This window comes from Candidatus Cloacimonadota bacterium, assembly GCA_020532085.1.
Classification (GTDB): domain Bacteria; phylum Cloacimonadota; class Cloacimonadia; order Cloacimonadales; family Cloacimonadaceae; genus Syntrophosphaera.
In genome coordinates this window covers 66,629-87,352 of record JAJBAV010000002.1, presented here as the reverse complement: position 1 = coordinate 87,352, position 20,724 = coordinate 66,629, and the positions used below count along the sequence as shown (strand labels likewise).

Annotated in this window: 17 protein-coding genes and 1 pseudogene; 12 read left to right on the top strand and 6 right to left on the bottom strand. The window is 58.9% G+C overall.

What is annotated here, in order from left to right; translation table 11 throughout:
* Positions 1 to 141: 141 nt before the first annotated feature.
* The 4 genes from LHW45_01215 to LHW45_01200 are packed head-to-tail and all read right to left on the bottom strand — an operon-like array spanning position 142 to position 2,737.
* Positions 142 to 687 (bottom strand): 2-oxoacid:acceptor oxidoreductase family protein, encoded by a 546-nt coding sequence (locus tag LHW45_01215; GenBank protein MCB5284203.1) that lies wholly within the window; start codon positions 685 to 687, stop codon positions 142 to 144.
* Positions 684 to 1,433, bottom strand: coding sequence for a thiamine pyrophosphate-dependent enzyme (locus LHW45_01210; GenBank protein ID MCB5284202.1), 750 nt, complete (start codon positions 1,431 to 1,433; stop codon positions 684 to 686). Before LHW45_01210 ends, LHW45_01215 begins: the two co-directional genes overlap by 4 nt.
* A 4-nt stretch (positions 1,434 to 1,437) precedes the next feature.
* Positions 1,438 to 2,526, bottom strand: coding sequence for a 3-methyl-2-oxobutanoate dehydrogenase subunit VorB (locus LHW45_01205; GenBank protein MCB5284201.1), 1,089 nt, complete (start codon positions 2,524 to 2,526; stop codon positions 1,438 to 1,440).
* 7 nt (positions 2,527 to 2,533) lie between these two features.
* Positions 2,534 to 2,737: a ferredoxin family protein gene (locus tag LHW45_01200; GenBank protein ID MCB5284200.1), complete on the bottom strand. Its 204-nt coding sequence runs from the start codon at positions 2,735 to 2,737 to the stop codon at positions 2,534 to 2,536.
* A 446-nt stretch (positions 2,738 to 3,183) separates the two neighbouring features.
* Here LHW45_01200 and LHW45_01195 point away from each other — a divergent pair.
* The 6 genes and pseudogenes from LHW45_01195 (at position 3,184) to LHW45_01170 (ending at position 8,272) form a co-directional block, all read left to right on the top strand.
* A pseudogene (locus LHW45_01195) lies at positions 3,184 to 3,465 on the top strand (septal ring lytic transglycosylase RlpA family protein).
* A 161-nt stretch (positions 3,466 to 3,626) separates the two neighbouring features.
* Entirely contained in the window at positions 3,627 to 4,562 is a 936-nt protein-coding gene (locus LHW45_01190) for a pseudouridine-5'-phosphate glycosidase (GenBank protein ID MCB5284199.1), read from the top strand.
* Positions 4,559 to 5,395 (top strand): M55 family metallopeptidase, encoded by an 837-nt coding sequence (locus LHW45_01185; GenBank protein MCB5284198.1) that lies wholly within the window; start codon positions 4,559 to 4,561, stop codon positions 5,393 to 5,395. Before LHW45_01190 ends, LHW45_01185 begins: the two co-directional genes overlap by 4 nt.
* A 9-nt stretch (positions 5,396 to 5,404) precedes the next feature.
* A complete protein-coding gene (gene pyrE / locus LHW45_01180; protein MCB5284197.1) occupies positions 5,405 to 6,196 on the top strand; it encodes an orotate phosphoribosyltransferase in 792 nt (263 codons plus the stop codon).
* Between the two features lie 4 nt (positions 6,197 to 6,200).
* Positions 6,201 to 7,673, top strand: coding sequence for a methyltransferase domain-containing protein (locus tag LHW45_01175; GenBank protein MCB5284196.1), 1,473 nt, complete (start codon positions 6,201 to 6,203; stop codon positions 7,671 to 7,673).
* A complete protein-coding gene (locus tag LHW45_01170; GenBank protein MCB5284195.1) occupies positions 7,670 to 8,272 on the top strand; it encodes a ribonuclease HII in 603 nt (200 codons plus the stop codon). The genes LHW45_01175 and LHW45_01170 overlap by 4 nt, the downstream gene beginning before the upstream one ends.
* A 403-nt stretch (positions 8,273 to 8,675) precedes the next feature.
* On the opposite strand, the gene LHW45_01165 is transcribed toward LHW45_01170, so the two are convergent.
* Positions 8,676 to 9,308: a transposase gene (locus LHW45_01165; GenBank protein MCB5284194.1), complete on the bottom strand. Its 633-nt coding sequence runs from the start codon at positions 9,306 to 9,308 to the stop codon at positions 8,676 to 8,678.
* A 479-nt stretch (positions 9,309 to 9,787) separates the two neighbouring features.
* Entirely contained in the window at positions 9,788 to 10,831 is a 1,044-nt protein-coding gene (locus tag LHW45_01160; GenBank protein MCB5284193.1) for an SUMF1/EgtB/PvdO family nonheme iron enzyme, read from the bottom strand.
* Positions 10,832 to 11,172: 341 nt separating this feature from the next.
* Here LHW45_01160 and LHW45_01155 point away from each other — a divergent pair, with 341 nt between their 5' ends.
* The 6 genes from LHW45_01155 to LHW45_01130 are packed head-to-tail and all read left to right on the top strand — an operon-like array spanning position 11,173 to position 20,688.
* Positions 11,173 to 12,780: a thiamine pyrophosphate-dependent enzyme gene (locus tag LHW45_01155; GenBank protein ID MCB5284192.1), complete on the top strand. Its 1,608-nt coding sequence runs from the start codon at positions 11,173 to 11,175 to the stop codon at positions 12,778 to 12,780.
* Positions 12,777 to 13,346 (top strand): indolepyruvate oxidoreductase subunit beta, encoded by a 570-nt coding sequence (locus LHW45_01150; GenBank protein ID MCB5284191.1) that lies wholly within the window; start codon positions 12,777 to 12,779, stop codon positions 13,344 to 13,346. The genes LHW45_01155 and LHW45_01150 overlap by 4 nt, the downstream gene beginning before the upstream one ends.
* Before the next feature lie 57 nt (positions 13,347 to 13,403).
* On the top strand, positions 13,404 to 16,373 hold the full coding sequence (locus tag LHW45_01145; GenBank protein MCB5284190.1) for a CapA family protein: 2,970 nt from the start codon (positions 13,404 to 13,406) through the stop codon (positions 16,371 to 16,373).
* A gap of 49 nt (positions 16,374 to 16,422) precedes the next feature.
* The gene (xseA, locus tag LHW45_01140; protein MCB5284189.1) at positions 16,423 to 17,775 is read left to right on the top strand and encodes an exodeoxyribonuclease VII large subunit; all 1,353 of its coding nucleotides are present in this window, start codon (positions 16,423 to 16,425) and stop codon (positions 17,773 to 17,775) included.
* Positions 17,768 to 19,225: a family 10 glycosylhydrolase gene (locus tag LHW45_01135; protein ID MCB5284188.1), complete on the top strand. Its 1,458-nt coding sequence runs from the start codon at positions 17,768 to 17,770 to the stop codon at positions 19,223 to 19,225. The genes xseA and LHW45_01135 overlap by 8 nt, the downstream gene beginning before the upstream one ends.
* Positions 19,222 to 20,688, top strand: coding sequence for an oligosaccharide flippase family protein (locus LHW45_01130; protein MCB5284187.1), 1,467 nt, complete (start codon positions 19,222 to 19,224; stop codon positions 20,686 to 20,688). Before LHW45_01135 ends, LHW45_01130 begins: the two co-directional genes overlap by 4 nt.
* Positions 20,689 to 20,724: the final 36 nt, after the last annotated feature.

Below are 20,724 nucleotides of genomic sequence, written 5' to 3'. Positions count from 1 at the left end.
GGGTAGGCATTTCTGTTGCCCCCAGGCTTTACCCACCCGGTTTGAAATGGAGCCAAACAAAAGCGCGGAAGAAAATTCCGCGCCTTCTGATATCATGGGCCGGCGGCTTACTTTATAAAACGAGGAAGCGCCGGCGGGATGCTACTGCTGCTGGCCGATCTCCATGCCGCGCTTGATGGCGATGAGGTTTTTTTCCAAGAGGTCGGGGTCCTTGGCCTTGAGGAAGGCATTCAGGTCCTCCTCCATGGTCTCGTATTTGATGAGGCCGGTCTTGCCGATCACGATGCCGATGGCCAGCATGTTCATCACCCGCATGGAGCCTATCTCCAGCGAGATGTCGCTCATGGGGGCGGCCACGATCTTCACGTCTTCACGTTTGCAGCCATGGGGACAGGCGTTGGTGTTGATTATCACCACTCCGCCGGCGCGGACGCTGGGGCCAAACTTGTCCAGAGAAGGCTGATTCAGGGCCACCAGAACGTCTGGGTAGCTCACGATGGGAGAGGCGATGGGGCCGTCGGAAACCACGGTGGAGACGTTGGCCGTTCCGCCGCGCATTTCGGGTCCGTAGGACGGCAGCCAGGAAACGTTCTTTCCTTCCTTCATGCCCGCTTGGGCGATGAATTTGCCAATGGTGAGAACGCCTTGTCCGCCGAATCCGGCGCAGATCATTTCAGTGGTCATCATTCCACCCCCTCGCCCTTGTCCCGGAACACACCGGGTTTGAAGAAGGGCAGCATGTTTTCCCGCGCCCAGTCGCGCGATTTAACGGGATCGATGCCCCAGTTGGTGGGGCAGGTGCTCACGAATTCGATGAAGGTGAAGCCGCGGCCTTCCTTGTTATAGCGGATCGCTTTGTCCACGGCCTTCTTGGCCTTGATGATCTCGGCCGGGCTGAGCAGCGACACCCTTTCGATGTAATAGGGCGCCACCAGGGTGGCCAGCAATTCGCAAACGCGGATGGGATGGCCAATATCGTCCACATTGCGGCCGTAGGGACTTGTGGTGGTCTTCATTTCGGGCAGGGTGGTGGGGGCCATCTGTCCGCCGGTCATGCCGTAGATGGCATTGTTGACGAAGAAGACGCTGATATGCTCGCCACGGTTGGCGGCGTGAACGATCTCGGCGGTGCCGATGGCGGCCAGGTCGCCGTCACCCTGATAGGTGAAGACATGCATGTCCGGCCGGGCGCGTTTCATGCCGGTGGCAACAGCTGGAGCGCGACCGTGGGCTGCCTCGGCCATGTCGAAATTGAAGAATTTGTAAGCGAAGACAGAGCAGCCGACCGGGGCGACTCCAGCCATGGAATTGATGAGGCCATGTTCGTCAATGGCTTCCGCGATGAGGCGGTGGGCAACGCCGTGCAGGCAGCCGGGGCAATAGGTGAAAGGTGTTTTGGTGAGGGTTTCGGGTCTATTCGCGATAACTTCCATTGATTTACTCCTTATCAAAACAGGCTTCCAGCTTGGCCTGGATCTCCGCGGGGGTGAACACGATCCCGCCAACCTTGCCCCAGAACTTGACCGGGACCTTGCCATTCACAGCGATCTTTACGTCGTCCAGCATCTGGCCGGTGTTGAGTTCAAACACATAGACTTCCTTCACCTTGGGCCCGATGGCGGCGGCGACAGCCTCGTAGGGATAGGGCCAGCAGGTGATGGGACGGATGAGGCCAACGCTCTTGCCGGCAGCGGTGAGCTCGTTGATGGCGGATTTCACCACGCGGGAGGCTGTCCCCCAGGCCACGCAGAGCACCTCGTTGGCGTCGGAGAGGTTGTAGGTGTCGTACTGGATCTCGTTTTTCTCGATCACGGCGTACTTTTCGTAGAGCTTTTCCACGTGCTTTTCCAGCATGGCGGGGTCGATCTCCAGAGAGTTGATCTCGTGGTGGTGTTTCCTGTCGCCGTCTTCATTGGGGCAGATGCACCAGGAGTTGTGCTGTTTCCCCAGGGCGTCGATCTCCGCCTGGGTCTTGGCTTCCCGGAATTCCACCGGTTCCATCATCTGGCCCAGCATGCCGTCGGCCAGGATCATCACGGGGTTGCGGTATTTATCCGCCAGATCGAAGGCCTCGGAGGCCATGTCCGCGAATTCCTGCACGGAACTGGGAGCGAGCACAATGAGGCGGTAATCGCCGTGGCCGCCACCTTTGGTGGCCTGAAAATAGTCCCCCTGCGCGGGCTGGATGTCGCCCAGGCCCGGTCCTCCGCGCTGAACGTTCACGAGCACCGCGGGCAGCTCCGCGCCGGCGATGTAGGATATCCCCTCCATTTTAAGGGAGATCCCGGGCGAGGAGGAGGAGGTCATCACGCGTTTTCCGGCCCCGGCAGCCCCGTAAACCATGTTGATGGCCGCGACTTCGCTTTCGGCCTGGAGGAAGGTTCCCCCCACCTTGGGCATCATCTTGGCCATGTATTCGATAAGCTCGCTCTGAGGGGTGATCGGGTAGGCGAAATAGTGCCGGCAGCCAGATCTGATCGCCGCTTCGGCCACAGCTTCGTTGCCTTTCATCAATATTTTCGACATCTCAACCTCACTTCTCGACCGTGATCGCCACATCTGGGCAGGTCATGTAACACATTTTGCAGGCGATGCATTCATCCTGCTTGAAACACTCAGCGTAGTGGTATCCTTTCGCGTTGATGTCCTCGGAAAACCGGATGATCTTCTTCGGGCAGGCCGCGATGCAGAGTCCACAACCTTTGCAATAATACGGGTCAACCGTCATTCTGGGCATGGCCGTACTCCTTTTCCACAGTAATTTTCTGATGCTGCGATAGAGCCGGAAACAGGTGATTTCTGTCAAACTATTTCTTCCGCCGCCCGCTGGACCGGGGTTTTTGGGGTCGGAGGAAAAATCCGGCTTCAGGGAGGATGGCTTCCGGGTTCCCAAGTTGGCAAAGCTGGTCTTGGACCACCAGCTCAACATGCTGCCGCACAGTTGGTTAACCCAAAAATACAAAAAAAAACCTTGACAGAAATGAGCCCTCCAAAAAGTTCAGCGGCGAGACTTAAGCAAAACATGGAACAAAAAAAATGAGAAATCAATCTAAGAAAATTCTCTCCACTGTTTTCGCGATCTGGGTGATGTTCATCGCTCCGATAATCGCGCAGACCGTGGCGGGACAACCGAGCACGGAAGAGCTCACGATCCCTGAGTCACAGGCGGTGGTGATCGATTCCCTGCACACCCAGGAACCTCCGGGAGTGGAAGAAACACCGCCGGGCGAGACCTGGGTGGCCTCCTACTATGGAAAAGGCTTCCACGGTCGCCGCACAGCCAGCGGTGAAGTTTACAACCAGTACGCGATGACCTGCGCGCACAAAACCCTCCCCTTCCAAACCCTCCTTAAAGTTACCAATCCCAAAAACGGCAAGAACGTGATCGTTCGCGTTACCGACCGCGGTCCCTTTAAACGCGGACGGGATATCGACCTCTCCTTCGGCGCGGCCAAAGAGATCGGCATGATCGCGGCCGGCGTGATGAAGGTGGAAGTGGTGAAACTTCAGGACAGGAAAGAATACACCGAGCTTTAGCTCAACAGTGCCTGAAACAAAACACGGAATCAATCCTTGCCCTTATGCCAGAGTAAAGATTGATTCCATTTTTGTATGTGGAGGAAATCATGCCCAGATCTATGGATGATTTGGCCCTGTCCCCGGCGGTAAGTTCCGCGCTGGCGAAAGGCCGGCCGGTGGTGGCGCTGGAATCGACGGTGCTCACGCACGGACTGCCCTGGCCGCAGAACCTGGCTGTGCTGAGGTCTCTGGAAGAGATATTGGTGAACGCGGGGGTGACCCCGGCCACGATCATTGTATTGAACGGTACCGCGCGAGTGGGAGTGGACGAAGAGCTCATCGATAAGATCACTCCCCTGCTTAAGCGGCCGGGATCCTTTCTCAAACTTGGCGCGCGCGATCTGCCCCTGGCCTTCAGCCTCGGCCACAGCGGCGGGACCACGGTTTCCGCCACCATGAAACTGGCCGCGCTGGCCGGGATCCGGATCTTCGCCACCGGCGGGATCGGTGGCGTGCATCGCGGCTGGGAGAACACCCTGGACGTGTCCAGCGATCTGACCGCCCTCGCGTCGATTCCCGTGGCGGTGGTTTCCGCCGGCTGCAAAGCCATCCTGGACGTTCCGGCCACGCTGGAATATCTGGAAACCCTGGCCGTTCCTGTGCTGGGCTGGCAAACTGACAGCTTTCCCCTCTTCTACACGGCCCAGAGCGACCTCGGCATCGACCGGATCGACAGCGCGGAGGATTTCGCCCGGCTCTGGAAAAACCATCTGGACCTGGGTGGCCAAGGCCTGCTCATCGCCAATCCCATCCCTGCCGCGGACAGCATTCCCGCCCCGCAAATGGAAGCGTTCATCGATCAGGCTTTGGTGGCAGCCCGACTTCACGAGATCGGAGGAAAAGCGCTCACGCCTTTTCTGCTTGACTTTCTGGCCCAGGCCACGAAAGGTGGTTCCGTAAGTGCCAATCTGGCGCTGCTCCGCGCCAACGTGAAAGTGGCGGCGGAACTGGCCAAGGCGATCGCCAAAAAGGAACAAACATGAGAATTTACATCTCGATCGACATGGAAGGCATGCCCGGAACCTTCAACTGGGAACAGGAAAAAACCGACCGCCCGGCCGTGCGCAAATGCATCACCCAACACGTGACCACCGCACTGTCAGCGGCTTTGGGCAGTCCCCAGGCTTCTAAAATTGAAGAGATCACCATTGCCGATTCCCACAGCGCGGGCGACAACCTGGACTATGGGATCACCGAGCTGGATGCCAGGATCAACCTGATCTCCGGCTGTCCCCGGCCCCGCTACATGATGCCGGAGCTCAGCGCGGATTACAGCCAGGTTTGGCTGCTCGGCTACCACAGCGGCACCGGTGCCCTGCGCGGCAACATGGACCACACCTATTCCAACAGCCGCATCCACAACATCTGGATCAACGGCCAGAAGATGAGCGAAGCCCTCATCAACGCTGCCTTCGCGGGTTACAAGAACATCCCCGTGACCCTGGTTTCCGGAGACGAAGCCCTGAAAACCGAACTGGCAGGTCCCCTGCCCTGGCTGGAATTTGTGGCCACGAAGCAGGCTGTGGCGAAGTTTTCCGCCAAGAACTATTCACGCCTGGCCGTGGATGAGTGCACCCGCGCGGCCGTTTTGAACACCCTGGCCAAAGACAGTGCCAGCCTTCCACTGTACAGGTTCGAAGCCCCCATCACCCTCAGGATCGAGTTCAACCACACTTCCATGGCCGACCAGGCCGCCCTGATGCCATACACAAAACGCCTCGACGGACGCACCCTCGAATTCACGGCTGACGACTATGAGATCGTTTTTGAGACCATCATGGTGCTGGTCTATCTGGCCTCAACCACCTCAATGTAAGGAGCAACAATGGATCCCGTGCTCGTAACCATCGCCAGGTTCAGAGATAACTTTGAAGCCGACCTCGCCCGCGAATTCCTCGCGGACAAAGGCATTCAGGCCTTTTTGCAAAACGAACTCGTTTACTCCATGCTGCCGGGCATCCTGCCGGGAAAATTCGACATCGAACTGCAGGTGGGCTCCGGTGACGAGACCCGCGCCCGGGAACTTCTGGCCGAACAGCAGAACACGCCTGAGGTTAGGAACATTCTCATCGCCAACGGCGCCATCCTTGAAGGCCACTTTCTGCTCACCTCCGGGAAACACAGCGGCACCTACGTGGAAAAGATCAGGCTGCTGCAGGATCCTGCGGCCACCCTGAAAGTTTGCGAACTGCTGGCTGAACTCCTTGAACCCTATGAATTCGACACCGTGGCCGGCCCCGCTTACGGCGGGATCGTGCTGGCTTTCGAAGTGGCCCGGCTGCTGGGCAAAAACTTCGTCTTCAGCCAGCGCAAGGACGGCCAGATGACCATCCGCGGCGGTTTTGACCTCTCTGGGGTGAAACAGGCCGTGGTGATCGAGGACATCATCACCACCGGCGGTTCCGTGCGCGAGGTGATCGACTGCCTCAGCCAGCGCGGGATCAAGGTCCAAGCCGTAGCCGGGATCGTGGATCGCTCCGGCGGCGCGGCGGATTTCGGCTGCCCCTTCGTATCATTGCTGAAGATGGACGTTCCCGTCTTTAACGCCGATGCCTGCCCGCTGTGCGCGGCCCAAACCCCGCTCACCCGCCCCGGCGCCAGCGACAAACTGCTCTGAAGCCTTGAACGACCTCGCCGTGATCGCCCTCACCCGCTGGGAGCGCCAGCAACTTGCCGCGATCTGGCAATTCTTTCCTTTTCGCGCCGGATCGCGCTGGCACTATCTTTACGCCGGACAAGAGGACTCGGAAGAACTGCCCGAACATCCGGCCTTCCTGCCCCAAGCTTTTTCAGGGGCGGATCCTGTTGCCGCGATGGAGGAATTTGTCGCCACGGCAGGGATCACGGAGCTCTGCTTCGCCAGCTTGGGCACACAGCAGCGCTGGGCCCGTGCCACCGGAACTTCATCCATTACGCTCTACGACAGCGCCGGCCTCTCTTTGGCCGATCTGAGCGCGCTGGATGAGGGTTTCACGGCGCGGATCGACGAACTCTGCCAGGCCCTGGATCGCCATCCGGCCATCCTCCGCGCTGAGGTTCCCATTTTGGGCTCACCGAAAGACGGCAGCATCTACGTGGATTTTGACGCTTACCGCCGCGCCTGCTACGGTGAGCTGCTCTGCACCCGCAACCACGATCTGGTCTCCGCTGTCTGCCACTCCAGCCTGGCCTCGTTCACGGTCCGCCACCACTGGCGGGGACGGCAGGCGCTAAACCTCGCCCTGGATGAAGAAAAGGTGGACTTTCTGGCCGCCCTGAACCGTCTGCGCCAGGCCGGGGCCGAAGCCGCGGAAAACACTGAAGGAAACAGTCCCGGAACTCCCTCCGCGTATCAGGCCTCCTATTCCCTCTTCGCGCAGTATTACGATTCTTACATGTCCCACGTGAATTATGAGCAGTGGGTGGACCTGATCCTGTCCTGGCACAAGCGCGTGACGCGAACAGCCCCCAAACGCATTCTGGAACTGGCCTGCGGAACTGCCAACGCGTCTGAGATCCTGGTTTTTAGAGGCTTTGAGGTGGATGCCTGCGACCTTTCGCCCTACATGCTGCACATCGCTGAAAGCAAGCCCTTCAAACCCTCCCTCTTCCTCAATTCCCTCACCGATCCCATCCCCGGTGGCGGCTACGACCTCGTCTTCTGCCTCTTCGACAGCTTCAACTACCTGGTGAAAAAAGCCGAGGCCGCCCAACTGCTAACCAACGCGTATGCTGCCCTTAATCCCGGCGGGACCTTCATCTTCGACATTTCCACCCTCCACAACAGCCTGGAAAATTTCTGCGACACCACTTCCTTCAACCGCGTCCGCGACGGTTATCTGATCCAGATCTCCAGCTACGAACCTCTCACCTACCGCCAGATCACGCATTTCTTCCTTTTCCGCAAAAACCTCAACGCCTATGAGCGCTTTGAGGAACGCCACGTGCAGCGTGTGTACAGGACTTCAGAACTGATTGAGCTCTGCGCCGCCTCCAAACTGCAGCTCAAGGCCATCTTCGCCCCGGATACCAGGCCCAATCTGCTTTCCCGCGACGGCAACGACCTCGACAACCGCTACTTCCGCCTCTTCTTCCTGCTTCAAAAACCGCTGTGAGCGCCCTCTTCGCCTACGACCTGGCCCTGCCGCGAACTCAAGGCCGCCTGATCGGGGTGGACGAAGCCGGACGCGGCGCCCTGGCCGGACCGGTGGTGATCGCCGCCGTGGCGCTGGATTACTCGCGTCCCATCGAAGGAATCAACGACAGCAAAAAACTCTCACCCAAACGCCGGGAGCAGTTGTTCGCGCAGATCACCGCCACCGCTGTGGCCTTCCACATCGTGGAAGTTGACGCCGCCTGGATCGACGCCCACAACATCCTCCTGGCCACGCTGAAAGGCATGCGGGAAGCGGTTTGCGCCCTCGCCGCGCCATCCGGTCTTTGCCTCGTTGACGGCAATCAAATGCCGTCTGGCCTGCCCTGTCCGGCCAGGTGCCTGATCCGCGGAGATGCTCTCTCAGCCTGCGTCGCGGCCGCTTCCATCCTCGCCAAGGTTCACCGGGACCGCCTCATGGCCGGCTACGATCCCCAGTATCCGCTCTACGGCTTTGCCCAACACAAAGGTTACGGCACCGCCGCGCATCTTCTGGCAATTTCAGACCACGGACCCTGTCCCCTCCACCGTAAAAGCTTCGCGCCCATTTCCCAAATGTGATTGGGCGTTTAGCCATTTTCCAAAGATCTCCCTCCCACCGCTCCCAATATCAATACGGTATCAATACGGAATCATTACGGATGAAATCCGTATTGATTCCGTATTGATACCGTATTGATATTGGGAGCGGGATGGGAATTCTGGGCGGATTTGGCTGCGGAACACCGGATTTATCCGGTCGGACCGCCGGATTTATCCGGTGCGCATCGGATCTCACAAAGCGGAGCGCGCCACACATGAAACAAGTTCCCTCAATTCGAAAACCAGATGAATCTGGTGGACCGACCGGATGAATCCGGTGTTCCGGTGTGAGGATAAATCTGGTGGACCGACCGGATAAATCCGTTGTTCCGGTATTAGGATGAATCCACTGTTCCGGTGTTCGATCAATGCTGCGTTCCGGTCATTCCTCCTGCCATAGCTCGGGATTCAGCCAAGTCCAATGCCACTGCCGGGCCTCCTTCACCAGACCAGCCCTCACCGGATTGTTCCTGATATACTCGATCACATTGATCAGTTCCTGCTGGCTGCGCACCCAATGATCATGGTATTCCCGGAACCAGAGCTGTCCTTCGCGGTGCATCGACAGATTGATCAGGCGGGCGGTGGATCCTTTGAATTGTTTGATGATGTTCGACATGCTGACCTGCACTCCCTCGCGCAGCAAAGGCCGGATCAGCATATGCACATGATTGGGCATGATCGTGAAGGCATAAAGATATAAGAGGTCACCGTTCATCTCCAGCAGTTTATTCTGGATGATCCCAGCCGCTGGATCATTGGTCAGTGTGACCCCATCCCCGCATTTGTCAAAGAGATCGTCCTCAAAGGCAAAGACCTTCTTCTTGATGATTTCTTTGCTTAGGGCCACATCCTCAGGCTTGGCATGGTTTTTCCGCAGCGATTCGCGGTATCTGTTCAAAGCCTGCAGATACTTTTCCGGAATGTCAAACGCCAGACGCAGCGTGATGAAGAATGTGCCGCCTCGGGGTTGGAAGTGCGGCAGTTTGCGTTTGTAAAGTAGGGTGTATTGCATCTGTCACACCATAGCACAGGCTATTCCTGAGCTGCCAGTCCCCGGAACACCGGATCTCACAAAGCGGAGCGTGCCAAACATATGATAAGCTACCTCTCAACGGAACACCGGATTCATCCGGTCGGAACGCCGGATTTATCCGGTCGGAACGCCGGATTCATCCGGTGCGGATCAAATTTCGCAAAGCGGAGTGCGCCACACATGAAACAAGTTCCCTCATTTCAAAAACCAGATGAATCTGGTGGACCGACCGGATGAATCCGGTGTTCCGGTATCAGGATGAATCTGGTGGACCGACCGGATGAATCCGGTGTTCCGGTATCAGGATGAATCTGGTGGACCGACCGGATGAATCCGGTGTTCCGTAAATGCGGAGGGCAGGGGAAAAATCCCCCTGCACCCCCAGGTTCATTTCCGCCTCGGATCTGCTTCCCTGCGCTCTGTAGCCTGCAAAAGGCAATAAGGGAAAAACCCAAAAATCAAGGGGAAACCCTGCAGATGCGGAAGCCTATGCTGCAGCCGCTGTACGTAGCGTAGTAGTCGATCCGATACGAAACGGTGCAGCCGCAGGCATAGTAGCTGAAGTTACCGCCGCGAGGCACACGGCCGGAACTTGTTGGCGAGTAGCGATCCCAGCACCATTCCCATAGGTTTCCGCTCATGTCGTAGGTCCCCAGTTCGTTGGGAGCAAGCTGTCCCACGGGATGTGATGTGTAGCTGCTGTTGCCAGAATACCAGCCCACCAGATCGAGGTCATTGCTACCGCTGTAGGTGTAGCCATGCGTCTGCAATCCACCCCGGGCAGCATACTCCCACTCAGCTTCAGAGGGAAGCCGGTAGCCGATGGCGGTCCAGACGCAGGAGACGTTCAGATGATTGTTGATGTCGGTGTTCCATCCGGAAGGCCAGTCGTCGGGGTTGCTGCCGTAATCCAGATAGCTGTAGCAGGGAGGCAGGTCCTCCATCAGGCTGCGCCGGTTGCAGTATTCGATGGCGCCAAACCAGCTTACATAGGCATGGGGATAATCGTCCCCTCCGCCGGTTCCCATCACCGCGTTCCACTCGGCGTTGGTAAGCTCGTGTTTGCCGATGTAGAATGATGGAACAGTGAGCCCATCGGTGTAGATGCCAGTTGTAGGATAGATGGTGCCGCCGGGCACAAAGACAAAATTCTCAGGTGGAGGTGGCAGTTCGATGGTGTAGTTCGCTGTGGCGATGGCGCTGTCCTGGAGGCCGCTTCTGTAGGCTTTGGCTTTCAGGGTTGTGGTTTGTGCAACGTGGATTGGACCACTGTACACGAGAGAATTGGAGTTGGGATCGCTGCCGTCGGTGGTGTACAGGATGGTCGTGCCCAGAGTGGCTGTGGTTATAACAACTTCAACCACATTATTATAAGTTCCTCCGGGAGGACTGAAGACCGGCTTGGACACTTGTTCTGTATCCGTCAGCAGGTGGCAGCCTGCCAACACAAGCCCGGTTAACAATGTGACCAGGATCAATACTCGTAACTTGCTTGATCTCATTATCTACCTCCCATTATCAGATGCATGAAAATCTGTGCTGTTGTCGCATGATCATATCCATGGTTTGCGTCCTGATATGATAAGATCCATCCTAATCTGGGGCATGAATTGTTGTCAAGCGAAAATTTGGCTTGGCTGAGATCTCTCAGAATTGCCGATATAAATGCAATGTGTTTGGATCGCCACAGGTTGGGACACGAATTATTGCTTGACTGATTTGGCGTTTCCAAACACCATGGCAAAAAAGACAAGATGCTCACGCACAGGGAGTTGCCTATAGTTCCAAGCGCTTTGCCAGCCAAGATTTGAGATCAAAAACATAAGATAAAGGAGTTCCAGATATGGAAAAACTGATGCTATTGGGCGACGAAGCCCTGGCGCAGGGCGCTCTGGATGCCGGGATCAGCGGATTCTACGGCTATCCGGGCACGCCCAGCACGGAGATCATCGAATACGTGCAGCGCAGCAAACAGGCCGAGGCCGGAAAGGTACACCGGAATTGGTCCTCAAACGAAAAAACGGCCATGGAAGCTGCGATCGGGATGAGTTATGCCGGCAAACGCGCCCTGGTTACGATGAAGCACGTGGGGTTGAACGTGGCGGCGGATCCCTTCATGAATTCGGCCTTCACCGGCGCCCACGGCGGCCTGGTGGTGGTTTCGGCGGACGATCCCAGCATGCATTCCTCGCAGAATGAGCAGGATTCCCGCTTCTACGGCAAGTTCGCCATGATCCCGGTTTTGGAGCCCTCGAACCAGCAGGAATGCTACGACATGGCCTTCCACGCCTTCGTGCTCTCCGAGAAATACCATCTGCCGGTGCTGCTGCGTCTCACCACCCGGCTTTCGCACTCCCGCAGCGGGGTGAAGACGCGTGAACCCCTGCCCCAGAACGGGATGAAGAAACCGGAGGACCTTTTCCAGTTCATGCTGCTGCCGGCTTTCGCGCGCCGGAAATACAAACACCTGATCGAGATCCAGCCTGATCTGGTGAACGAAGCGTCCGTCTCACCCTTCAACTCACTCAATCTGAAAGCGGATGACCATTCCCTGGGGATCGTGGCCACCGGCCTTGCCTACAACTATCTCCGTGAGGTATACGGCGGCCAGCCCATCCCCCATCCCGTGCTGAAGATCTGCCAGTATCCGCTGCCCACGGAAGCCTTGCACCGCCTCTATGAAAGCTGCGGCAAGCTGGTGGTGTTGGAGGAGGGCATGCCGCTGGTGGAAGAGAGGATCAAAGGCCTGGCCTGGAGCGGCACAAAGCCCATCCACGGCCGTTTGGACGGCACCATACCGCGCGATGGCGAACTGAATCCCAACAAAGTTGCGCAGGCCCTGAATCTGCCGGATACCATCGGCGCCGCTGTTCCGGAAGTGGTAAGCCCCAGGCCGCCCGCGCTCTGCGTCGGCTGCCCCCACGCGGACAGTTATCAGGCCCTGAACGAAGCTCTGAAAGAGTTTGGCCGCGGCCACGTGTTTTCGGACATTGGCTGCTACACCCTGGGCTTCATGCCGCCTTACAACGCCATCAATTCCTGCGTGGACATGGGCGCCAGCATCACCATGGCCAAAGGCGCCGCGGATGCCGGGCTGTATCCCGCCGTGGCCGTGATCGGCGATTCCACCTTCTCGCATTCCGGGATGACCGGGCTGCTGGACTGCGTTTACGAAAATTCCAACGTGATGATCGTGATCCTGGACAACTCCACCACCGGCATGACCGGCGGACAGGACTACACGGGCTTTGGCAAGCTGGAACAGATCTGCCTGGGCCTGGGCGTGGCCAAGGAACACATCCGCGTGTTCACACCCTTGAAAATGAACTGGGATGAGATGGTAAGCGTATATAAGGAAGAGCTTGCCTACGAGGGCGTGAGCGTGGTGATCCCGCGCCGCGAATGCATTCAGACCCTGATGAAAAAGAACAAACTGGAGAAGCCGCAATGAAAAAGGACATCATCCTCGCCGGAGTGGGCGGACAGGGCATCCTGACCATCGCCACCATCCTGGGTGCGGCCGCCCTCAATCGCGGCTGGCACCTCAAACAGGCCGAAGTGCATGGCATGAGCCAGCGCGGCGGCGACGTCCAATCGCACCTCCGACTCTCTGACGCGCCCATCTGGAGCGACCTCATCCCCCTGGGCAAGGCAGACATGATCCTCTCCGTGGAGCCGATGGAAGCCCTGCGCTACCTGCCCTATCTGGCTGCCGACGGCTGGCTGATCGCCAATATGACCCCCTTCAAAAACATAAGCAACTACCCGGACGCCGAAGCTGTTTACGCCGAGATCCGCAAGGTGCAAAAGCACGTGCTGATCGACGCAGACAGCATCGCCAAAGAGGTGAAGGCGCCCCGGGCCATGAATATCGTGATGCTAGGAGCCGCCGCCACCCATCTGGGTTTCAGCGCGGAGGAACTGGGCAAAGCCATAACGGACAGCTTCAGCCGCAAGGGCGAGCAGATCGTGGAAGCGAATCTGCGGGCCCTGGCCGCGGGCCTGGCTGCCAATTAGCAACTTGCGGGGAGCGTCGGAAACGGGGCTCCCTTTTTCAAACAAAGGAGGTGTGGCATGAATAACAGGATCAGAACGGGCATTTGGACGCTCCTGGCCATTCTGGCCTGGATGCCGCTCTCCGCACGCTTTTCGGTGATCGAGGATTTCGACAGCGGAAGCGTGAGCCTGCTTTCCTGGCTGGATGAGGACGTTAACCCCAGCGCCTGGCAACTGACCAACAGCGACACCCATCAGGGCAGCGCCTGGGCCCTCCAATTGACCGGCAACACCTGGAAGCAACAGCTGATCACCCCCGTGGCGGTGGATTCCGGCGCGGTCTGGCAGGTGGCGGCCAAAACCTCCTCCGGCGCCAAAGTTCAGGGCATCGGCTTTTCCGACGGCACGCACACACTCTTCTACTCTTTTTCCGGTACCCTCACCCTGGATATCGAAACCTGGGTGCCAGTCTATCAGGGCGCTTTCCCCAACGGGGTCTGGATTACTTTCCGCCTTCCCATCGCCGACGACTGGTATGCCTTTTTTGACTATCTGCCCGTGATCACCAGCCTGGTTTACATCAACGATCTGGACGGTGTGGCCAACCGCAGCCTGTGGCTGGATACCATTTGGAACATCTCCGACGAGCTGGGGGCTGCCCCCGCGGTGGTGGTCTCGCACCAGATCACCTGGCAGGGGGCAAACGCTTACGGAGCAAGGGATGTGGGCGTGCAGTTCACATCCCAGGTGAGCGATCCCGACAGCGACAGCTTCCTCTATCACTGGGATTTCGGCGACAGCCTAGGCAGCACTGAGGCCAATCCCTACCATCTCTACACCGTGCAGGACGGGCATCCTTACCGGGCAACGCTGCGCGTAACTGATCCCACCAGCAGATGGGGGCTGGGCTCCACCTTGGTGGGAGTGGACCCCGGAGACGACTCCCTGCCGCTGCGCATCAACTTTGTGGGTGACATCATGCTGGCCCGGCGCTATGAATATGCCGGCGGGATCATCCCCACCCAGGGCGTGAACGCGATCTTTGAACCGACTTTGAACCTGCTGGGCAACGCGGCCGACCTCACGGTGGCCAATCTGGAGGTGGTGCTCACCAACCAGGGCAGCCCGCATCCCACCAAGAGCGTGGTTTACCGTGGCAGCCCGGACAACGTGAGCGGCCTGGTTTACGCAGGCATCGACAGGGTGAGCCTGGCCAACAACCACGTGCTCGATTACGGCTGGGCCGGCCTGGACCAGATGCTTGGCGTGCTGGAGCAGAATGGCATCGTCCACAGCGGGGCGGGCATCGATTCCTACCAGGCCTACACCCCTTCCTTCATCAACCGCAGCGGGCTCAACCTCGCCTTTTTGGCCAGCAGCGACCGCACCGGCCAGTACAACAACGCCCAACCCTATCTGCAGGCGGGCTACAACAAACCCGGCTTCGCCTACATGACCCCGTATTACATCCAGCAGCAACTGAACGCCGTGGATGACGTGGCCGACCTGAAGATCGTGGAAATGCACGGTGGAAGCGAGTATTCTCTGACTCCCGGCTCCGGCTACGACAAAGCAGCCAATCCTTTCCTCGGCGACGACCAGGATGAAGACTACGCGCCCAAAACAGACGTTCCGCACCTCTGGGATATCGCCATACGCCACTGGGCTGTGGATGCCGGCGCGGACCTCGTGGTGGTGCACCATCCCCACATCATCCAGGGTTTCGAAGTTTACCAGGGCAAAGTGATCGCCCATTCCCTCGGCAACTTCGTTTTCGACCTCGATTATCCCGAGACCATGCCCTCGCTGATCTTCTCCGCTGACGCCGATCACAGCGGCTTCTCGAACTTTCTGGTCCACCCCATTTACATCGACGGCTACATCCCCAAACCCGCCACCGGGCAGTTGGGGATCCACATCCTGGACTATCTGGCCATGCGCAGCCGGGAACTGAACACGCTGGTGATGGTGGACAACAACCGCATGTCTGCCAGCGTGGTGGTCGATGACAGCCAGCTGCAAACCAGCAGCCACCCCTACACCTACAACCTGCTGCTGGAACCGGTGACAGGCCAGGGCAACGTTTCCAAACCGCTGAAACTTCCGCGCTACGGCAGCATCAGCGCCGTGAACGCCATCGAACCCGTGGGCAGCGCGGATTACAGGCTGGGCGCCGAAGCCATCTGGTACGGCAATTTCGAGGACGAGGGCTCCTCCCTCTGGGATGTGGAGGCATGGTCCACCACCGACGTTTTTGACGGCGCCCGCAGCGCCCTGATCGCCCCGCCCGCCGGCCAGACCAGGACGGCCACCATCAAAAACCGCTGCAAGCTGTATGACAATACAAAAAAGTACATCCTCCACGGCTGGATCAAGACGGTGAACGCCACCGCCGCCAACATTCTGCTGCGCTACTACAACAGCCGCACGGGATACCTGCTGGGCAGCGTGTCCCTCACCGCCGACATCGACGGCAATACTGACTGGGCCTGGTATCACCAGGAAGTCACCTTCCCCGCCAACGCCTGGTATTACGACATCCGCCTCACCTGCACAGGCTCCGCCTCCGGTCAGACGCAGGCGCTGTTCGACAACGTGGGCCTGATCGAATGGACGCCCTGGACCACCTGGGAAGCCAATTCCAGCGTCATCAATCCCAACGACTATTACTGGCTGCAGGTACGCACTCCGGAAAACCCGAAGTCCGTGAACGTTCATCTCACCGAGCGGCGCTACAACCCGCTTCCGGACAGGTCCAAACCCCTTCCCCCAGCCAGTCTGGAGCTGGCCGTTTACCCCAATCCTTTCCGCGACAGCGCCCAACTGGTTTTTGATGTGGGCGGCAAAGGCCCGGTCTCGCTGGCCGTGTACAATCTACGTGGCCAGAAAGTGGCCGTCCTGGCGGAAGGCGAACTTCCCGCCGGCAAACATCAACTGGCCTGGAACGGAAAGGACCGGCAGGGGCACAGGGTGGCTTCCGGCCTCTACTTCATCCGTCTGGAGCAAAACGGAAGAGCGGTGAACAGAAAGGTGGTGCTGCTGCACTGAGCACAGCCGGGCATTGACAAATATCCGCGCCCGGATTTAATGGCTTTTCATGGATGATCTGATCGTATTCAGCGTTTTTGAGATAACCCGGCACTTGAAGCAGGTGGTGGAAACGCAGATCGAGCCGCTCTATGTGCGCGGCGAGATCAGCAACTTCACCCGCCACGGTTCCGGCCACATCTATTTCAATCTCAAAGACCCCAACGCAACCCTGCGCTGCACCTATTTCCGCTACGCCAACCTCAACCTGAGTTTCGCTCCGGAAGAGGGGATGGAGGTGGTCTGCTTCGGCCGCCTGACCGTGTATGAAAAAGGCGGATATTACAATCTGAACGTCCAGAGCATGGAACTGGCCGGCAAAGGCGACCTCGCCCGGCAGTTCGAGCTGCTGAAAACCAAGCTGCAGGCGGAAGAGCTCTTCGAGGCGGAGCATAAACAACCCCTGCCACCTTTCCCGCAGCGGATCGGCATTGTCACCTCCCCCACCGGGGCGGCTTTGCAAGACATTCTGAACATCCTCGCGCGCCGCTGGCCGGCCGAAGTTTGCGTTTATCCCGCTCTGGTGCAGGGTCCGGAGGCGCCCCCGCGCCTGATCGAAGGCCTTGAGTATTTCAACGCCGGCAACGAGGTGGACCTGATCATCCTCACCCGCGGAGGCGGCTCGCAGGAAGACCTTTTCTGTTTTAACGACGAAGCCCTGGCCCGCGCCATCTTCGCTTCGCGCCTGCCGGTGATCTCCGCCGTGGGGCACGAGATCGATTTCACCATAGCGGATTTCGTGGCCGACCTCAGGGCACCCACACCATCCGCCGCCGCCGAACTGGCCGTGCCCGACAAGAAGGACATGCAGGCCCATCTTACAGCTTTGGCCGGCAGGCTGGGCCTGATCTTATCCAGGTCCACCGAAAGCAACAAGCGCCGCCTGGGCGAACTGCAGCTCAGCCTGGAGCGCTATCACCCCGAAAAGCTGTGGCAGAGCCTGCAGATAAGGGTGGACACCGCGGCCATGGACCTGCTCCGGTCTAGTTCCCGCATCCAGAGCGCCATCCAGCGGGCCCAATTGCGCCAAAGCCAGGCCCTGCAAGAGATGCAGGGCCAGCTGAGGTTGAACTTTCAGATCCTCCGCCAGCGCCTGGGTGAATTGCGACTCACCCTTGGAACCGAGGGCCAGGCCCGGCTGATGGAGGTCAAAAACCGGCTGGAAAGAGCGGAGCTGAATCTGCGCAACCTCTCTCCGCTGAGCGTGCTGGAGCGCGGCTACAGCCTGGTCACCCACGGTAGCCGGATAGTGAGCTCCGCGAAGGAACTTAGCCCCGGGGACGAACTTACTCTCAGGCTCAAAGACGGAGCGGCGGACGTGGGAGTGAGAACAGTGAGGCCTGATGGGGAACCCGGTGCGTAAGGTAATGCTGATTCTGGTCCTGGCGGGCCTGGCGCTTTGCCTTGGCGCTCAGGTTCCGGAGGTGCGCGCCATCTGGGTGCTGCCCTGGAGCATGAACACCCCGGAGCGGGTGGACGCCTTCATTGCCAGCGCCGCCGCCTCGCAGCAGACGGACATCTATGTCGAGGTCCGCTATCGCGCGGACGCCCTGTATCAAACCAACCGGCGACGCGACGCCTATCCCAATCCCGAATACCGCAGCCACGTGCTGGACGAAGCAAGCTTCGATCCCCTGGAGCTGATCCTGCGCGAAGCCCACAAACGCAACCTCCGTGTGCACGCCTGGATCGTTGTGCTGAACGCCACCCCTGCCGATCCGGAACTGATGCAGCGAAACTATGTTTACCGCAACCACCGTGACTGGATCACCTTCGACCGCAACCTGATGCGCCCCTCCGCCGCGGAAAACTCCGGCCATTTCATCGATCCGGGCATCCCAGCGGTGCAGGAGCATATTTTGAACGTGGCCGGCGACCTGCTCAGCGGCTATCCCGAGCTCGACGGGCTGCATCTGGATTACATCCGCTATCCCAATTCCAGCCTGGGCTACCACCCCATTTCCATGAGCCGCTACAACGACGTCAAGGTCCCGCAAAACCTGGACTGGAACGAGTGGCGCGTCCTGCAGGTGACCTCCCTGGTGGAAAAGCTCCGCCAGCTGGTGGATGAGGTCTCACCCAGCCTGATCTTCAGCGCCGCCGTGATGCCGGACCCGGCCAGCGCCGCGCGCTATTACGCCCAGGATTGGAAAGACTGGCTGGAACGCGGTTTGGTGGATTACGTCTGCCCCATGAACTACGCCGCGGATATCGCCAAATTCCGCGATAACCTGGACGCCGCGGCTGAAACCGACCTCAGCGAGCGGATCGTGATGGGGGTCCGTGCCTGGAACGACAACGGCGCATCGCTGGCCCCGAGCACCCTGGCCTGGAACTACAACATCCTGGACGTGGCGGAAAGGATAGGAGAGATCCGCAGGCGCGGCTTTGCCGGCATCGCCCTCTTCAGTTACGACGGCCTGCTCAAGGACAGCGCTCTGCAGCATCTTTCCCGGGTGGCCTATTCCGATGAGCTGGTCGCTGAACTGGCCGCGCTGGACCCCCTGGGCGAAAGCACCGCCAGAACAAGGTTCGCGGCGGACGTGAAGGTGCACGGCGAAGGCCGGCTCTACTCGCTGGAACTGCTGGTGCCGCTGGAAGGCAGATGGACGCTGGAACTGAGGGATCCCTTCGACCGGGTGCATTACCGGCGGGAACGCTTTTACCTGAAAGGGCTGAATCAGGACCACTGGAACGGAGTGCTGGCCAACGGCGCGCAGATCGTGCCGGGCACCTACCTGATCAGCCTCTACCGCGATCTGGACCGCTTTGAGTATGTGATCCCGGTATCGCTGCCGGAGTTGGTGCCATGAGCACGGACCGCAGCAAACAGGCCGGCCTGCTTACCTCTGTGGAGTTCATCCGCTTCGGCCTCAAATCGCTGGTGGGAATCATTCTCGCCCGGATCCTGGTGCCCGCGGAGCTGGGCTCCTACCGTCAGCTCTTCCTGATCTACAGCACTTTTTCCACCCTGCTGCTGCTGGGAATTCCCCAAAGCGTGCTTTACTTTCTGCCCAAACTGCGGCATATCGATTCCAAGCGCGAATTCATCAGCCGCGCGGTGAATCTGGTGAGCGCCCTGGCCTTCGTTTTCGGCCTGGCCATCTTTCTGCTGCGGGGTTTCATCGCGCGGGTCTTCAGCAATCCCCAGCTCGAACTGCTACTCATCCTTTATGCCGTCTATCCGCTGTTCATGTTCATCACCCAGATCTACAGCCAGATCATGCTGGGCCTCAAGCAGCCGGGCAAAACGGCGGTGTTCACCCTCTTCAGCGTGGCGGCCGATTTTGTGCTGATCCTGGGCGTGGCGCTACTCACCCACAACCTCTACCACATTGTTCTGGCCCTGATGGTCTCCGCCCTGCTCCAATGGGGCTTCGCGCAGTTCCAGCTGCGGCACTGGCTCACCAAGGCCAGTTTCGATCCCGGCTTTTACCACGAGGTTTTCCAGTATTCCCTGCCTTTGGGCCTGGCCTCCATCATCGGCATGCTCTCCGTTCAGCTGGATAAACTGGTGATCTCCGGCTTTTTCACTCCCGCCCAATACGCCGTGTTCTCCATCGGCGCGATGGAACTGCCTTTCATCGCCATCCTGAACAACTCCGTGAACGCCATCCTGCTGCCGCACATCAGTTCTGAACCGGCCAAAATGACCGAGGTCTATCGCGCCGCCGTGCGCAAAAACGCCCTCATCATCTTCCCCTTCGCCGCCCTGGGACTGATCTTCGCCCAGCCGCTGATCACGCTGCTTTACACCGAGACCTACCTCGGCTCGGTGCCCTTTTTCCGGGTTTATCTGCTCAATCTGCCCCTGCGCGTGGCCACCTACGGCATTATCTTCATGGCCCTGCACAAAACCCGCTACATCATGCTCAATTCGATCATCACGCTGGGGCTGAACCTGGTGCTGAACCTGATACTGGTGCGCCTGATCGGGATGATGGGGGCGGTGATCGCCACCGTGATCGTCACCTGGATTTCCGTGGCCGTTTACCTTTACTGGATGCGCCACAAGCTGGGGCTGGATCTGAAGGAACTGTTCCCGCTGAAGGCCCTGCTGAAAACCGCTTTGGTGGCTGCAATTTCCGCCCTGCCGGCCTATGCGGCACTCTGGATCTTTGGCCGCGGCTGGACCCTCCAGTTCGTCGCCCTGCTCTGCTATCTTACGGCGTTCGTGATCCTGGGAAAACTGAGCAATGCCATCCTGCCCTATGACATCGCTTACGCGCAAAAGCTCTGGGCGCAGCTCAAAACGAGGTTTGTGAAGGCGCGCTGATGGACATTTTCGCTGCTGAAACCTGGGCCGCCTACG

Excerpts from the sequence above, each read along its gene's own strand:
- LHW45_01215 (MCB5284203.1), bottom strand. The coding sequence starts at position 687 with ATGATGACCACTGAAATGATCTGCGCCGGATTCGGCGGACAAGGCGTT.
- LHW45_01210 (MCB5284202.1), bottom strand. The coding sequence starts at position 1,433 with ATGGAAGTTATCGCGAATAGACCCGAAACCCTCACCAAAACACCTTTC.
- LHW45_01205 (MCB5284201.1), bottom strand. The coding sequence starts at position 2,526 with ATGTCGAAAATATTGATGAAAGGCAACGAAGCTGTGGCCGAAGCGGCG.
- LHW45_01200 (MCB5284200.1), bottom strand. The coding sequence starts at position 2,737 with ATGCCCAGAATGACGGTTGACCCGTATTATTGCAAAGGTTGTGGACTC.
- LHW45_01190 (MCB5284199.1), top strand. The coding sequence starts at position 3,627 with ATGCCCAGATCTATGGATGATTTGGCCCTGTCCCCGGCGGTAAGTTCC.
- LHW45_01185 (MCB5284198.1), top strand. The coding sequence starts at position 4,559 with ATGAGAATTTACATCTCGATCGACATGGAAGGCATGCCCGGAACCTTC.
- pyrE (MCB5284197.1), top strand. The coding sequence starts at position 5,405 with ATGGATCCCGTGCTCGTAACCATCGCCAGGTTCAGAGATAACTTTGAA.
- LHW45_01165 (MCB5284194.1), bottom strand. The coding sequence starts at position 9,308 with ATGCAATACACCCTACTTTACAAACGCAAACTGCCGCACTTCCAACCC.
- LHW45_01160 (MCB5284193.1), bottom strand. The coding sequence starts at position 10,831 with ATGAGATCAAGCAAGTTACGAGTATTGATCCTGGTCACATTGTTAACC.
- LHW45_01155 (MCB5284192.1), top strand. The coding sequence starts at position 11,173 with ATGGAAAAACTGATGCTATTGGGCGACGAAGCCCTGGCGCAGGGCGCT.
- LHW45_01150 (MCB5284191.1), top strand. The coding sequence starts at position 12,777 with ATGAAAAAGGACATCATCCTCGCCGGAGTGGGCGGACAGGGCATCCTG.
- LHW45_01145 (MCB5284190.1), top strand. The coding sequence starts at position 13,404 with ATGAATAACAGGATCAGAACGGGCATTTGGACGCTCCTGGCCATTCTG.
- xseA (MCB5284189.1), top strand. The coding sequence starts at position 16,423 with ATGGATGATCTGATCGTATTCAGCGTTTTTGAGATAACCCGGCACTTG.
- LHW45_01130 (MCB5284187.1), top strand. The coding sequence starts at position 19,222 with ATGAGCACGGACCGCAGCAAACAGGCCGGCCTGCTTACCTCTGTGGAG.